The sequence below is a fragment of the Streptomyces sp. NPDC059008 genome (genome assembly GCF_042749045.1).
GTDB lineage: Bacteria > Actinomycetota > Actinomycetes > Streptomycetales > Streptomycetaceae > Streptomyces.
In genome coordinates this window covers 1-14,287 of record NZ_JBHYJC010000087.1, presented here as the reverse complement: position 1 = coordinate 14,287, position 14,287 = coordinate 1, and the positions used below count along the sequence as shown (strand labels likewise).

Here is a 14,287-nt window from a genome sequence, read left to right as displayed (position 1 = left end):
AGCGGGGGCGACCACGCTCCCGCCCCCATAGCCAGCGCCTTCGCCAGCGCATGCGACGGGAGGAGTCGGCCCGGCGCCGGTCATTGCCAGCGACCTGTCCGGTGCTGCTGTCCACGGAGACCGAAGCCGGCAGTCGTAGCGCCTCCGGAACTCGTCGAGAAACGCAGCGGCAGAACACCAGCACGAAACGCCGTGGCAGAGTCGCCCGCCTGGTGGAGGTGTGCGGGAGGTGAGGGCCTGGGGCGCTCGCGGGGCGGGTTCACGACCAAGCTCCACCTGAGTGCGGACGGCCACTGCCGCCCACTGTCCCTGATCGTCACGCCGGGACAGCGGGCGGACTGCACGCAGTTCAAGCTCGTGTTGGAGAAGATTCGCGTCCCGCGGATCGGATCGGGCAGACCGCGCGGGAAGCCTGACAGCCTCACGGCGGACAAGGCTTACAGCAACGGCCCCTGCCGCCAGAATCTGCGGCGCCGAGGCATCCGGCACACGATTCCGGAGAAGGCCGACAGTCAGGCGGCCCGCCTGCACAAAGGCCCACACGACGGCCGGCCACCGGGCTTCGACGAAGAGCGGTACAAGAAACGCAACACTGTCGAACGGGCGATCAACCGGCTCAAGCACGCCAGAGCCGTGGCCACCCGCTACAACAAGCGCGGCTACGTCTTCCTCGGAACAGCGACTGCCGCAGCCCTCGTCATCTGGCTCCGCACATGATCGACCGAACAAGTCCTAGTAGGGCTTTGTTAGGTGGTGTCGTAGGGCTGCCATGGGGTGGGTTGGTGGCAGGTGGGGCAGGTGCCGGTCCAGGTGGCCAGGAGGTGTTGGAGGAGGTCCAGGGCCTGGTAGAGGGTCAGGCCCTGGCAGGGGCTTTTGGGCTCCTCCGCTGTTCGGTCAGGAAGAGGTGGGCGGCGGTGACGAGGGTGACTTGGCGGTGCCAGCCGGTGAACGAGCGGCCTTCGAAGTGGTCCAGGCCCAGGGCTGTCTTGAGCTCGCGGTAGTCGTGCTCGATGCGCCACCGTAGCTTCGCGACGCGGACCAGGTCACGGGCGGGGATGTCGGCAGGCAGGTTCGAGATCCAGTACTTGACCGGCTCGTCGTGGTCTTCGGGCCACTGGGCGATCAGCCAGCACAGTGGGATCGTGCCGTCGGCAGCAGGCTTGGGCCGCCGCCCGGCAAGACGGACACGCAGGAGCACGAAGTGCGAGCTCATCGCAGCCTTCGAGCCCTTTCGCCAGGTCAGGGTTCGTCCGTGGCCTCGGCCTGCGGCCATCACGTGGTCACGTAAGGACACCGGCCGGGTGCGGTATCTCGGCAGCGGCCTGGGCCCAAGGCCGCTGTAGGTGGGCTGGTGCGGTTCGGCGGCTTCCACGTGGGCGGTCATCTCGGCTTTGACCTGGAGGACGTAGGCAAGTCCGCGGTCTTCCAGGCCGTGGCGGAAGTCGGCGTTCGCGCCGTAGCCGGTATCGGCCACCAGCACGGCGGGCCGCAGGCCCTGGCCGTCGAGTTCATCAAGCATCTCCAGCGCGAGCTGCCACTTGGGCCGGTGGCGCTCGGCATCGGGGATGCGACAGCGTTCCCACCGGCCGGCTGCATCCGGTCCGTCCCAGCTTGTCGGCAGGAACAGCCGCCAGGACAGCGGGCACGAGGCCGTGTCCGATGCGGCGTGGACACTGACACTGACCCCGATCTGGCAGTTACCGACCTTGCCCAAGGTGCCGGAGTACTGACGAGCCACCCCGGGAGAGGAGACACCGTCCTTGGGGAAGCCGGTATCGTCCACCACCCACACCTGCGGGCGAACCGCCCGCACGGCCCGCCACGCCAGGCGAGTCCGCACGTCCCCGACAGACCAGGTCGACGACGTCAGGAACTGCTGCAACTGCTGGTGATCGATCCCGAGACGCTCTGCCATCGGCTGCATCGACTTCCGTCGCCCGTCAAGCAGCAGACCCCGCAGATACAGGACGCCCTTATCACGTTGATCCCTTCGCACCAACGGCGCGAACACCTCGGAAGCGAACTCCTCCAACAGAACCCGACACCCAGCAAGCTCCCCAGCCCTCATACAACCAGCGAACTACCAGACACCCACCGTGCCAAGACCACGTAACAAAGCCCTAATAGCCGGCTGGTTGCCCATCATCCGGTTCTGTCGCAATGCTTTGTTCTAACGCCCCGGTAGCGACATCGACCTGATGTCTTCGCAATATATAGCTACCGAGAAGGTCAGCCTGCACGATCAATAGAATTCGCACACCATGCCGCTACGGATAAGGACCACGGTGTTCCAACAGCCCTACACGCAATCGCGCACCTGAAGGGCTAAAAGATCCTCACTGTTGGTAAGAACCAGTCAAGCGCATAGTTGAAATCACCTCAGTTCCAGAACTGCGCGAGCACTCCTTGCTTGAACGGGGCAGGAGTGATGCTCAGATCTCCAGCAAAGGGATGGTCCAGGGCCAAGGTGAGTAGCAAGCTCACACCGATCAACGCGGCAACCGATCCGACGAACATCAGCTGCGCCTTTCGGTTCCGCACACCGTAAAAGAATGTCAGCGACACCATAATCAGAGCACCTCCGTAGATCAGCACCTTAAGAAGGACCGGAAGCCCTTGCTCGGCAATGACAAGACGCGACCTGCGCTCAGATACCACTTCGTCCAAGTGAGCGACAGCCTGCTCATAATAGGCCTTCTCCGAGGCGGTATCAGGCTCATAACCCTGAAGCATCTGATAAATATTCTTAAGCGCCCCCTCAGATTGGCTGCTATCTGGCATACCTTTCTTTAACAGCGGCCACTGATTATTCACCACAACCCGCGCATACTCACCGACGGCTTGAATTACTCGATCTCGATCCGCCGACGGGAAGGCTGCGGCGCCACGCACGATCTCAGCAGCGTGCGTAGCCTCGGAAGCGACCACCGACTCCGCGATATCCACGCCATCCCACTCGGCCACCACCACGAAAGCCAGCAAGATCCCGTAGATCGCACCGTATACACCCAGCAGCACACCCACCGTCTCGTTGTGCTTGCCCTCGGAAATACCATGGAATCTGCGTCGTAGCATCACACTGCCAAAAATCGCAAATAGTATCACGCTACCGACGATCACCACAGCCAGGACCAGAGTATTGAAATGATTAAGCAACCAAACATCCACAATCTCTCCAAATACCCTCGAAATTGAACCCTCAACACTCGCACCCACCTCGCCGCGCCAGTCCACCACAATTTGAGCACCTATCACCTTCTTCCTGCCCACCTCAGCCGGCCGACGCATGAATGCTCAGCCAGTACCAGCCCCGCGGCGCCACAGAACTGCCGCAGAACGCTGCTCCTAGGAAGAAAAATCGGTTCGGATTACTGACGACCACGCCTACGCCTTCATGACCCGTGGAATCGGAAGGATGAAGTGGCGCCACGTCCTCGTTCAGTCGGCGACTCGATTACCCATAAGACAGCCCGAGGGAGCGCTTGGCGTGACACATGGCTCGGTTTCCATATACCACACTTCCACGCAACATAATCGTGATTGCCCCAGATGACAGGCATGCGGTGGAATATGTTAACTGATTCGAGTAACATAGATTTACGTGATCTAGCAGCGGGAACAGTGGTGACGTCACGCCGCCCTCCGCCACTCTCACCGTTCTACGACTGAATCGGCGTAGGCGCGGTGCCGCAGACAGCAAGCGGTGAGTAGTTCCTGTTTCTATCGCCGAATATCCAGCCCTGCTATAGGTCTCCTCTTCGCGCTACCAACTGGCACGCGTGACAAACTTCCCCGTCCCCAAAAATTGGAGCATTCATGCATCACGGGTCGGCCATTTCCGCACTCCGCAGGCTTCTCTGCCTGCTGATCGCGACTAGTATCGCGTACTTCCTCGAAGGAATTCCCGCCCAGGCGCGAACCGGAAGCACCAAATGGGAGGCCGTAGCCGCCTGCGAAAGTGGCGGCCGATGGCACATCGCGACAGGAAACGGCTACTACGGTGGACTGCAGTTCTCTGCGGCAACCTGGAGACAATTCGGAGGACGACGATACGCACCCTTTGCACATCAAGCGTCTCGCGCATCACAGGTCGCGATCGCCGAGAAAGTCCTCAAAATTCAGGGATGGCGCGCCTGGCCCGTATGCTCACGCAGGACGAACAAGCGCCCTGTCCACATCAAAGCTCCTCAAAAAAGCGATCTGCACAAGCCGACCAGGAGAAATAAGACCCATTCAGGAACCCATCGCACAAGCCATGGAATTCAAATCAGACATTCCGGGGGATCCATTCAGATGCAGTCAGATACCTACGCACCACATTCACCTGGGGTCAAATCCAGCGCACCGTGGAGCTCTGCGTCGGCTGTAAAGAACGCGAGGCTATCGTCCAGGTTGTGGATGCACTACTGCACCGCTAGAACCAGGGAAGTCGAGGTCACCGAACACAAGCAACACACGCGGGCTGAATCGAAGCGGAACAAAGCGGCCGCGCTCACCGCACTCGGATTCGGACACGTTCCGCGCGCCAAGGTGCAGCCCATGCGGGACCGCTATCGCTGGGGCGAGATGTGGGGTTGGTGGACCACCACCGCACCGCCAGCCACAGTTAGTCCTGGGGCGAACTCCCGTCCGGGGAATTCCAAGCCAGCGCCCATGGCTGACACCGAAGCAGCGCAGGGCAGTCCGATGGCCCAGAGGTGGGATCGCAATCAGGCGATTTCGCGGCTGCGCCAGACAGTGCCCACCCGAGTGGAGACTGCGTAGGCAGGCCGGCGGAAGCCTTTCGGGTTCCGATGTTACATCAAGACCGATACAGCTCCTCTATCTGTGTTGTGCAGGGATTACGCGCGATTAACACAGCGGAGGAAGCCATCGTGTCGGTGGAACTGAGACATGTGTCGGCGTACGACCTCGGCTCCTCACTTGCCACTTGCGTGCGGAGGAACGGGGTCTGTCGACGATCTTGTGACGCGGCACCTGGTTGATCGTTTTGCGCGGTGTGCAGTTCAGGGGGGTTTGCGGCGGCTCTTGCCGCATCTGTCGGAAGTAGGAATCGACTCCATTCAGCGATGCACGGACGGGGTTGCCCTGCGTACGCTTTCTCGTACGCCATCGGTGCCATGTCCGCACTGTGGGAGGAGTTCAACCCGCGTGCACGGGCGGTACGAACGCCGCTTGGTGGACGCTCCGTTGGGCGGGTTACCTATCGTGATCACGCTGCTGATACGAAGGTTCAACTGCCTCGCTGCCGACTGCCCCGCAGTGACATTCGCCGAGCAGATACCAGGGCTGACCCGCCCGCATGCCCGATACACGCCAGTGATGCGTGGGTAGCTTGCCCGCGTCGCCGAGGTCCTGGCCGGCAGGCCCGGGGCACGGCTCGCCCGAAGGCTCGGCATGACGGTGGCCAAGGACAACCCTCCTGCGACTCCTGCGGAACACGCCACTGCAACAAAGGGCACACCTACGCCACACTGCTGGTCGACCACGAAGCCCGCCGGCCAATCGACGTCCTGCCAGGCCGGGAAGCCCAACCGGTAGCACAGTGGCTCGCCGGCCACCCCGAAGTAGATGGTGTGCCGGGACCGGGGATTGGCCTACGCAGAGACAGCCAAACAGGCAGCTCCTCAGGCGATGCAGGTCGCCGACGTGTGGCACCTCTGGAACAACCTGACGAAAGCCGTGGAGAAGACTCTCACCGCCCATTGCAGCTGCATCCGCACCGCCCACGCAGCGGCCAACCCGCACCAAGAACCCGAACCACCGGACGAGCCGGATGCAATGCTCGATGTCCGCAGACGCCCGCGCCGCATCGTCATTACTATCCGCGAACGGCACCGCGCCGTCCAGGCACTCCTCGCCGAAGGGCGCTCGCTTCGAGGGATCAGCCGCGACCTGGACCTCGACTACTACGCGGTCCGTCGCTATGCCCGCACACCGAACGTCGATGAACTGCTCGTCAAGGTCACCCAGCGCCGCACCCTGCTGAACGACTACAAGCCCTACATCTACCATCGCTTCACCCAGGGCTGCCGCAACGCGAGCCAGCTCTACCGCGAAGTCCGCGACCAGGGCTTCCGAGGCAGCCGCACCGGCGTCAACTACTACGTCCGCCAGCTCAGACAAGGCACCATCCCACGCCTCCGCCGCCCGCACTTCCCAAACCCCGACGAGCCTTGCGCTGGATCATGACCCACCCCGGAAACCTCCGGCCCGAGGACGCCGTCGGCCTGAAGGAAATCCGAGCGGCCTGCCCCGAACTCGACGCAACCGTCGAACACGTCCGGCCCTTCGCCCACTCTCATGTACGAACATCGCGGCGAAGGCCTCCCACATGGATCGGGCAGATCAGGCAGCACGACTTACCTCACCTGCGGCACTTCGCCGACGGACTCCTGCACGACCGGGACGCGGTCACCGCCGGCCTGTCGACCACTTGGAGCTCCGGCCAGGTGGAGGGGCAGGTGACGAGAGTCAAGCTCCTCAAGCGCACTGGTTACGGTCGGGCCAAGCTCGATCTCCTCCGCACTCGCATCCTCCTGAGGAACTGCCCCAAGCGCGTCACAAGATCGTCGACAGACCCTTTTCATCCGTACGTAGCTGGGGACGTTCACGTGTACGCCGACAACATGAGGAGTTGCGGTGGCGCAGAAGGTAGAGGAGCTGCGATTGATGGCGATGCGCTATCGAGCAACGCAGCCGGCGGTCGTTGATGACCGAGCCGGTCGCCGCCGAAACCAGCGCGCAGTCGTGGTCATAGTTGATGCGACGCCGACGCGGCGCATGTGCTCGTGTGGGATAATCTTGCGCTCCCTCGGGCGCCTTACAAACCGCCGAGCTGACTCGGAGCGAGACCGTGCAGGGCGAGGCGCCGGTATGAAGCACGTGGCAGGCACAGGGCTGCGGGCAGATCCAGACTGTGAAGGCGACAATCGTCAGCCAACGGGCCACCGTCCGGCACATCTGAAGTCTGGCCCGGCGGGAGTGCGGGACGTTCCGCATCGGCAGGGGCCGCACCAGAAGTGGCGCCACAAGGGGGAACAAGTGCCAGGGTGGGAAGAGTCCGAGGCGATGGACACCGGGTAGGCTCCTCGGCAGTCCCTGAGATCTTGTGCCTGCAGAGGTAGGCGGGTTCCAGCGTGACGCAGTGGCGATGGTGCACACATCCGGTGAGAGTGACACTGGCTACTGCTGAGAGCGAGGTTGCCGGTAATAGGCGACAGGATCCAGCATCTCGCCTACGAGTGCGTGCTGGTGTAGCAGACATCGTCAGCTACACCAGCACGCACTGAGCACGGGATACGAGCCCGCCGGTGAACCGTCATCGATCCTCGCGGGAGCGGACTCCGGAACGGTGCCCGCGTTCTTAGCCCGCGCTTTGTTATGGATGGTGTAACAGGCACCGCAGTGGCCGTTCGACAGGAGAGTCATTGGGCACTGGGGATCGTTGTGGGCGTGTAAGCGATCTTCGCCACGTCAGCGGGCACGTCTAGGCGTGAACGTCACCGGGCCATTTTGCGGTACCGCCCGAAAGTGCACAAACCCGGTGCTGGCTTCCACACCAGCTCTAGCACTGGACTTGATGCATCTGTCACCCATAGTCAGAGTGAATCGAATACCTGCAGGCGGTGCACTCGGGCTCGGGAGCCTCGTCGAACGTGGTTGCCTCGGAGGGAATGGGTGGACCTCGGCTCCGATTATCTCGTTCACGGCTTTCGCCCCAACGATACTGATGGGGTGGCCCCTGCCGTCGACGGGCAGCGAGTGAGCCTGCTCGTCTAAGGAACCCTTGAGGGAGACCTTGGCCTTGCTGTCCGAGTGTGCGCTCACGCCATCCACAGCGAACGGAGCACGCGACTGCTGGACACTAGGCGATGCTGGGTCCAGCGAAAGGGTTTTATCTGATGCATCGCCCTCATACAGCTCGACCTCAGCTTCCGGGCTAATTCTCGCATTATAGGACCAGGAATTCTTGGTTCGATTGAACTTCATCACTCGCGTTTGCCTATTATAGTTATTATCGTATATCAAGACATCATATTTTCCACCGCCGTTATACTTCACGGCGTAGGGAGTGACCTCATGCCCACCTGTGTAGTCCCTCTTGAAGAATCCGAGGCTATACGCCTCGGGCGCACTGGGCTTCAGCACCGCAATGAGCTTATCCAGGATTGCATTCGGGGTACCCGTGATACGCCCCGCGGCAACCTTGGTCGAATCCTCGCTAGCCGAACTGTAGGCCAGTTGGCGCTGCAGCGGAATATTGCCCTCTATTTTAAGACTCGACACCTTTTCACTGCCGAAAGAAGCAGACTTCAGGCGACGTCCCTTCCACATCAAAAGGCTAGTCACGGAGAATCCGTAGCAATGCCCGCCATCCAAGCCCTTATTAATCTCATTCATCCACTTATGCGCCTGTCGCGTAAGCCTGCAGCCGCGGGCGCGCCCACCTCTGCAAACACCGTTGCCGAATAACTTGCGCATCTCAACTTTAGATAGATTGGCGGCATTTTTACCTCCAACCATTGCCCCGTAATTATCGAAACTGAACCCATTCTTTTGGGGGCGAAATCCGCTGTCCGCTAAAATGCCAGTCTTAGGCTCAGCCTCCGGGTTTGACATCGCCTCGACTCCGAATGTTTTCCTCTTGACAGACTCACCAGTCACCCTGATTCCAGCCTGGGAATCCTGCCCGACTGGAACACCAGTTCCCTCAATGGCAGCGGTAGGGACGGCCGCGATCAACCCTGTGGCGACCAAAACCAAGAACGCAGCTGCGAGTCCAACAAGGCGAGTACTTTTAGACTTCAACACTGCATTCCCCCTTTCCTGTTCTGCGTTGACTAGAAACTCGAAATGTTCATTCCAGACCCTAAGGCTCTAACGAGCTTGTAGCCCGACTGATTGGCCATGAACCGGACCCGGTCTCACAATCGCCGTATCGACGCAACCCTTAACGATGCGCCTCGAAGTTTCAAGAGAGGCACCCGACAGGATAGCCGGAAGAGGCGAAGAAGTGCTAGCAGCCAGACTAATCACCCACCGGAGTTCCATGGGAAGACCGGCAGGATCGTATCGAGTTTCGACAGGAGAATGACAGGAATCGGCGCGAATCTGCAAGCGCTCTGCGGTTGAATTTCAAGAAGCGAGAGCGGCGGAACAAGGTCTGGCTCTGTAAACTCATCAAAGGCCCGTCCGCTCGGCAGCTGACGTCCCGCAGGCCGTTACAGCGAGTCCCGGAGCTGCTGCTAGTGCTGTGACCACGTAAGTTCACCGAGTTGGCGGTTGAAGCGGTTGGACGGGCGGTGACGGCCGTTTCCGATCGCTGGAGGTGTACTGGCCGAGCCTGTACGGGTGCGCAGACTGACCGATCAGGAAGGGCAGAAACTGCAGCAGATCGTGCGCCGGGGCAGCACCAGCTCGGTGCGTTACCGCCGGGCGATGATGCTGCTGGCATCCGCTGGTGGGAACCGCGTTCCGGTGATCGCCCAGCTGGTCCAAGCCGACGAGAACACGGTGCGGGATGTGATCCACCGGTTCAACAAGATCGGCATGGCCTGCCTGGACCCTCTATGGGCGGGAGGCCGTCCCCGCCTGCTCACCCCTGACGTAGACTTCGTCATCCAGACGGCCACCACCCGCCCGACCAAGCTCGGCCAGCCCTTTCACCCGCTGGTCGATCCGCAAACTCGCCGCCCACCTGCGCCGCGTGCACGGTCGCGTCATCCGCATCGGTCGGGAAGCCTTACGGTGCCTGCTGCTGCGCTGCGGCATCACCTTCCAGCGCACCAAGACCTGGAAGGAATCACCCGACCCGGTCCGCGACGCCAAGCTCGACCGCATCGAGCAGGTGCTGGACCGCTTCCCCGACCGCGTCTTCGCGTTCGACGAGTTCGGCCCTCTCGGGATTCGGCCGGCCGGCGGGTCCTGCTGGGCCCGGGCCGACTGCCCCAGCGGCATCCCGCGATCTACCATCGCGCCCACGGCGTCCGGTACTTCCATGGCTGCTACTCGATCGGCGACGACACCCTCTGGGGCGTCAACCGCCGCAAGAAGGCCGCCTCGAACACGCTGGCCGCGTTGAGGGCGATCCGTGCAGCCCGCCCGGACGGCGCCCCGATCTACGTCACCTTGGACAACCTCTCCGCCCACAAGGGCGAATCATTCGACGCTGGGCGAAGAGAAACCGGGTCGAGCTGTGCTTCACACCGACCTACGCATCCTGGGCCAACCCGATCGAAGCCCACTTCGGAGCCTTGCGGCAGTTCACCGTCGCCAACTCCAACCACCGCAACCACACCATCCAAACCAGGGCCCTGGCACGCCTACCTGCACTGGCGCAACGCCAACGCCCGCCACCCCGACATCCTTGCCGCCCAGCGGAAGGAGCGCGCTCGCGTCCGCAGTGAGAAGGGCATCCGTTGGGGTGGCAGGCCCGCTCTCGCGGCGTGAGGAGCTCCGGTCAGAGCTCTCCCGCGACATCGTTCGAAGCCCAACTCCGGAACAACGAGAGTGCCTCGGTCAGATTGCCGGGGCCGCAGGCGATGTGAAACGTCTGCTCGGACGTCCACGCCATCACCCAGTCATGCTCGTACCGAGTAACGCGCTGATGGGGGTGCTCCCGGTCAGCCAACTCCGTCTCCTCAAGAATGATCTTGACGAGCCACCCCGGGTTGTCGAGCGTCTCGATCCTCACGCCCCATTCGTGTTCTCAGTCGCCATCGCACTGCAAGGCGTACCAGCTCTGCAACCACTCAAGGACGTGCTCGGACCCGGACATGGACGCGATGGCAGGCGAACCCCACACGGACCGACGCACCCAGTGAACCTTCCCGGTCACGGCACTAGTAGGGCTTGGTCAGGTTCGGTTGTCGGTGGCGTGTCCTGATGATCGGTTGTTCCGTTGATCGGTTGTGACGCCTGAGGAGCTGGCTGCGGTCCGGTGTGATTTGGAGGACTTCGCGGCGGATGTGTTCGAGTCGTTCGCCCGGACGGATCAGCGTCGGTGGGGTGGGGTCTATCTGCGGGGACTGCTGCTAGACGGACAGCGCAAGTCGGTCGAGCCGATGGCGGCCCGGCTCGGGGAGGACGGCAACCGGGAGGCTCTCTCGCACTTCGTCATCCAGCCCCTGGAACCCGGCACACGTGCGGGCTCGTCTTGCGTGGAAGATGGAACAGGTCATCAGGCCGACCGCGTTTATCATCGATGACACCGGGTTCCTCAAGGACGGCGATGCCTCGGCGGGTGTGACGCGGCAGGACACCGGCACCGCGGGGAAGGTCACCAACTGCCAGGCAGGTGTGTCCCTTCACCTGGCCTCCGATCACGCGTCGGCTGCTGTCGACTGGCGTCTGTTCCTCCCGGAGACCTGGGGCCCGGCCTCACCGAAAGCCGATTCGGCCAAGGTGGCCCGCCGCGCGAAGTGCGGCGTCCCCGCCGGCACCGGCCATGTCGAGAAGTGGAAGCTGGCTCTGGACATGGTCGACGAGTCGCATGTATGGGCGGTTCACCGTCCTGCGGATCTGCCCCGCAGGACGGAAAGTCCGCCAAGCCGTCCGCGGCGCGGAACTGCCCGCGTGCTGGCTGCTGGCCGAATGGCCCGCCACCGAGCCCGAACCGGTTCGGTTCTGGCTCTCGAACCTGCCTGCGGACACCCCGCTGACCACGCTGGTGAGGCTCGCGAAACTCCGCTGGAGGATCGAGCACGACTACCGAGAGATGAAACAGGCCCTGGGGCTCGCCCACTTCGAGGGCCGGACCTGGCAGGGCTGGCACCACCACGTCACCCTCATCTCCGCCGCCCACGCCTTCCGCACCCTCCAGCGACTGGCCAGAGCCCCAAAAGAAACGGCGCCGGCCTGACCCTCTACCGGATCGTCCGCGAACTGCAGAACCTCCTCGCCACCTGGACCGGCGCCTGCCCCACCTGCCACCGCGACATACCCACACTCACACCAACCTGACCAAGCCCTACTAGGGCGCGAATCGAGTCGTGATCAATTTGCGGATGTGTCTTCGTGGCGCGGTCCGGTCCGATAGACCGTCTCACGTGACGCGAGTGCAACTGGCCGACCCGGAGTGGGAGTTCATCGAGCCGTACCTGCCGATCGGCGAGTACGGCCCGTACCCCGAGCCGCTGCGGCAGCAGTTCGGGGGCGTGATCTGGCGGTTCAAGACGGGCGGGCAGTGGCGGGAGGAGGAGAAGGCCAGGTCAAAGGGGGCAGCCTCGAAGAACAAAGCGGGCAGGAGGCCGAAAGCGATCCCGCGCGGGAAGAACGAAGACGCGTCTGGCGTCGGCGGAAACTCCGGCTGAAGGCCGGCCTCCTCGGACGCTCCAGGGGCGGGCAGACCAGCAAAGTCCACCTCGCTGCCGACCGCAAGTGCCGCCCGCTGGCGTTCATCCTGACCGCGGGCCAGGCAGCGGACAGCCCACAATTCATCCCCATCCTGAAGAAGGTGCGGGTGCGCGGGCCTGTCGGCCGCCCCCGCACCCGGCCGGACGCGTTCGCCGGCGACAAGGCCTACTCGTCCCGTGGTAACCGCGCCCACTGCGCGCCTCGGTGATCTGGGTCAAAGACCTCACCCGGACCACCCGAGATGTTGAGTCAGCTCACCACCCAAAAACACCGAGCGGCACCCACTGTGCCGACCCTAGCCTTACCTACCCCATAACGCCATCATGAAGTTTGATAAGTCATTATGGATCCTCCAGAACCCTCGTCATCAGTACCCCAAATTTGCCGACCCTCGGATAGATTTACAACTGCTTCAATCTTTCTGCTTTCACCCGTCGTAAACTTCCCCAAAATGGTCGGCTCTTCACTAATGGCCAAATCTCCGCCATCAGGAAATTTGCCAGCATTAAAGACAACTGACGCGAAGGGGCCATCGTTATTGTTGGGATCTTGAGCCGACGACAGAAGAACGGCACCATCATTGACGATTTTAAGGTCACTAACGTGACGAACCTCCCCTTTCCCTTCCTCGAAGGATGAGGCTGGAGCAGAGAAGCTTACCTCCTTGACTGACTCGGAATCGATCTTAATGCTCTCACTGGCATCCAGTTCCGCCTTGGCCGTGCGAATTTTCGATGGCGTGCCATCCTGCCCTCTTGTTGCCCATACCGCAAAAATACCATCAGAATGTTTAACCAGGGCGAAGCTTTCATAATTGTCACCCGGAGACACATTTGGGAGGTCCGCAGGATTCCCCAAGACCTTCACTGTATTACCTTCCACCGAAAAGTGATATACTCGCCCCTTGCTTTCTAAGGCCACATAGTGCCCATCCTGACCTGGGACCGAGTCAATCGCTTCTAGATCCTGCGGTTTCTCGGCGTCTGGCCAAGAAAGTTCCTGCACATCTTCGGTACCCTTACTTCCATCTTCGCACGGACCATCCGACGCTTTAAATTCACCGTCACCGACCTTCAGCCTAGCCACACGACTACCCGCATCACTCCCTTTATATTCCTTATTGTCTCGCACCGCGATCAAGCTGCTTCCACCCCCCCCTTCTAGAGCTAGCCCACTAATTCCGCACGTAATCCCATTCGCCGTTAGCTTCCAATCGTTTACCCCCATGGCATAGGCAGTGTTCGATGCAGATATTGCGATCAGACAAAGAAATCCCGACATGATCATTCGATGATTCATCACTTCTCCACGTGGTGCTACACGTCGCTGGGCACAGGGATGAGATTGCCTTAATCGCGCTGGCGATCCGGGTGTCACTGGAGCCAATATTTCCCTCGCGCAGCGCGGAGATATCCGTCGCAATGGTTTTCCATCAGTATGATGGCCACTATCCGATACTGGGCGAATCAAGGTGAGCACGCCCGGCACCAATACAGTTCGTCCCCTCAATTGGGCAGACGAAGGGGTCCGGGTCAATTGGGCAGACGAAGGGGCCCGGGCTCTTGACGTTCCGATCAGTCCGGAAGTAAAGATCGGCTACGCATAAACAGTGACACCGCATTCGGAGCATCACATCGATCCTGCCAACAGCATCACGGGGCCTCAGAGCGGCAGCCTCATCGCAATCGGAACCATTATGCTCACCAGCCAGTCGCTCCATCCCCAGCACCCCAGACGCCACCGTCACGGTCCGCTGGGGCTCCTGACACGAACCACAGGGCACTGCGGAATGTAGAATAGTCGGCTCCACGAAAGCCCGAGGATATTCCACTCCGTGAGTCTTTTCCATCCTCACTTTGAGCTGGTCAGATGAAGGGTGAGGGCGGCCTGGACCAGGCTGGTGATTCGGGTGGTAGAGCACCGCAGTTTG

The 14,287-nt window shown here is 61.7% G+C and carries 7 protein-coding genes and 6 pseudogenes; 8 read left to right on the top strand and 5 right to left on the bottom strand.

From position 1 onward, the window contains the following. Positions 1-231: 231 nt before the first annotated feature. Positions 232-717 (top strand): annotated as a pseudogene (locus tag ACFWZH_RS38915) (IS5 family transposase); the annotation flags it as partial. Between the two features lie 136 nt (positions 718-853). On the opposite strand, the gene ACFWZH_RS38910 reads toward ACFWZH_RS38915, so the two are convergent. Both ACFWZH_RS38910 and ACFWZH_RS38905 read right to left on the bottom strand, forming a co-directional pair. Next, positions 854-2,068, bottom strand: a complete 1,215-nt coding sequence (locus ACFWZH_RS38910) for an IS701 family transposase (protein WP_384443071.1) — start codon at positions 2,066-2,068, stop codon at positions 854-856. Between the two features lie 311 nt (positions 2,069-2,379). Further along, positions 2,380-3,270 carry a hypothetical protein gene (locus tag ACFWZH_RS38905; RefSeq protein WP_384443068.1) on the bottom strand — a complete coding sequence of 297 codons (891 nt, stop codon included), beginning with the start codon at positions 3,268-3,270 and terminating at the stop codon, positions 2,380-2,382. 546 nt (positions 3,271-3,816) lie between these two features. Between ACFWZH_RS38905 and ACFWZH_RS38900 the strand changes: the two genes are divergently transcribed. From ACFWZH_RS38900 to ACFWZH_RS38885, 4 genes and pseudogenes are all read left to right on the top strand, one after another. Beyond that, positions 3,817-4,764 carry a transglycosylase family protein gene (locus tag ACFWZH_RS38900; protein ID WP_384443065.1) on the top strand — a complete coding sequence of 316 codons (948 nt, stop codon included), beginning with the start codon at positions 3,817-3,819 and terminating at the stop codon, positions 4,762-4,764. Between the two features lie 129 nt (positions 4,765-4,893). Next, the gene (locus ACFWZH_RS38895; protein WP_384443062.1) at positions 4,894-5,334 is read left to right on the top strand and encodes a transposase family protein; all 441 of its coding nucleotides are present in this window, start codon (positions 4,894-4,896) and stop codon (positions 5,332-5,334) included. Positions 5,335-5,634: 300 nt separating this feature from the next. After that, positions 5,635-6,192 carry a hypothetical protein gene (locus tag ACFWZH_RS38890; RefSeq protein ID WP_384443059.1) on the top strand — a complete coding sequence of 186 codons (558 nt, stop codon included), beginning with the start codon at positions 5,635-5,637 and terminating at the stop codon, positions 6,190-6,192. Further along, positions 6,189-6,542: pseudogene (locus ACFWZH_RS38885) on the top strand (transposase); the annotation flags it as partial. The gene ACFWZH_RS38890 and the pseudogene ACFWZH_RS38885, both read left to right, overlap by 4 nt. Positions 6,543-7,476: 934 nt before the next feature. Here the strand turns inward: ACFWZH_RS38885 and ACFWZH_RS38880 are convergent. Further along, a complete protein-coding gene (locus ACFWZH_RS38880; protein WP_384443056.1) occupies positions 7,477-8,814 on the bottom strand; it encodes a hypothetical protein in 1,338 nt (445 codons plus the stop codon). Positions 8,815-9,336: 522 nt separating this feature from the next. On the opposite strand from ACFWZH_RS38880, the pseudogene ACFWZH_RS38875 reads away from it, so the two are divergent. Next, positions 9,337-10,452, top strand: a pseudogene (locus ACFWZH_RS38875) (IS630 family transposase). A 10-nt stretch (positions 10,453-10,462) separates the two neighbouring features. Here the strand turns inward: ACFWZH_RS38875 and ACFWZH_RS38870 are convergent. Beyond that, positions 10,463-10,699: pseudogene (locus ACFWZH_RS38870) on the bottom strand (Imm53 family immunity protein); the annotation flags it as partial. A gap of 229 nt (positions 10,700-10,928) precedes the next feature. Between ACFWZH_RS38870 and ACFWZH_RS38865 the strand changes: the two are divergent. Beyond that, a pseudogene (locus tag ACFWZH_RS38865) lies at positions 10,929-11,863 on the top strand (IS701 family transposase). 187 nt (positions 11,864-12,050) lie between these two features. Continuing rightward, positions 12,051-12,562 (top strand): annotated as a pseudogene (locus tag ACFWZH_RS38860) (transposase); the annotation flags it as partial. 116 nt (positions 12,563-12,678) lie between these two features. Here the strand turns inward: ACFWZH_RS38860 and ACFWZH_RS38855 are convergent. Next, complete coding sequence (locus tag ACFWZH_RS38855) at positions 12,679-13,584, bottom strand: esterase-like activity of phytase family protein (protein WP_384443074.1); 906 nt, start codon at positions 13,582-13,584, stop codon at positions 12,679-12,681. Between the last annotated feature and the right edge of the window lie 703 nt (positions 13,585-14,287).

Bases quoted from the DNA above. Each gene is read 5' to 3' on its own strand.
- ACFWZH_RS38895 (WP_384443062.1), top strand. From the start codon at position 4,894: ATGTGTCGGCGTACGACCTCGGCTCCTCACTTGCCACTTGCGTGCGGA.
- ACFWZH_RS38910 (WP_384443071.1), bottom strand. From the start codon at position 2,068: ATGAGGGCTGGGGAGCTTGCTGGGTGTCGGGTTCTGTTGGAGGAGTTC.
- ACFWZH_RS38900 (WP_384443065.1), top strand. From the start codon at position 3,817: ATGCATCACGGGTCGGCCATTTCCGCACTCCGCAGGCTTCTCTGCCTG.
- ACFWZH_RS38855 (WP_384443074.1), bottom strand. From the start codon at position 13,584: ATGGGGGTAAACGATTGGAAGCTAACGGCGAATGGGATTACGTGCGGA.
- ACFWZH_RS38890 (WP_384443059.1), top strand. From the start codon at position 5,635: ATGCAGGTCGCCGACGTGTGGCACCTCTGGAACAACCTGACGAAAGCC.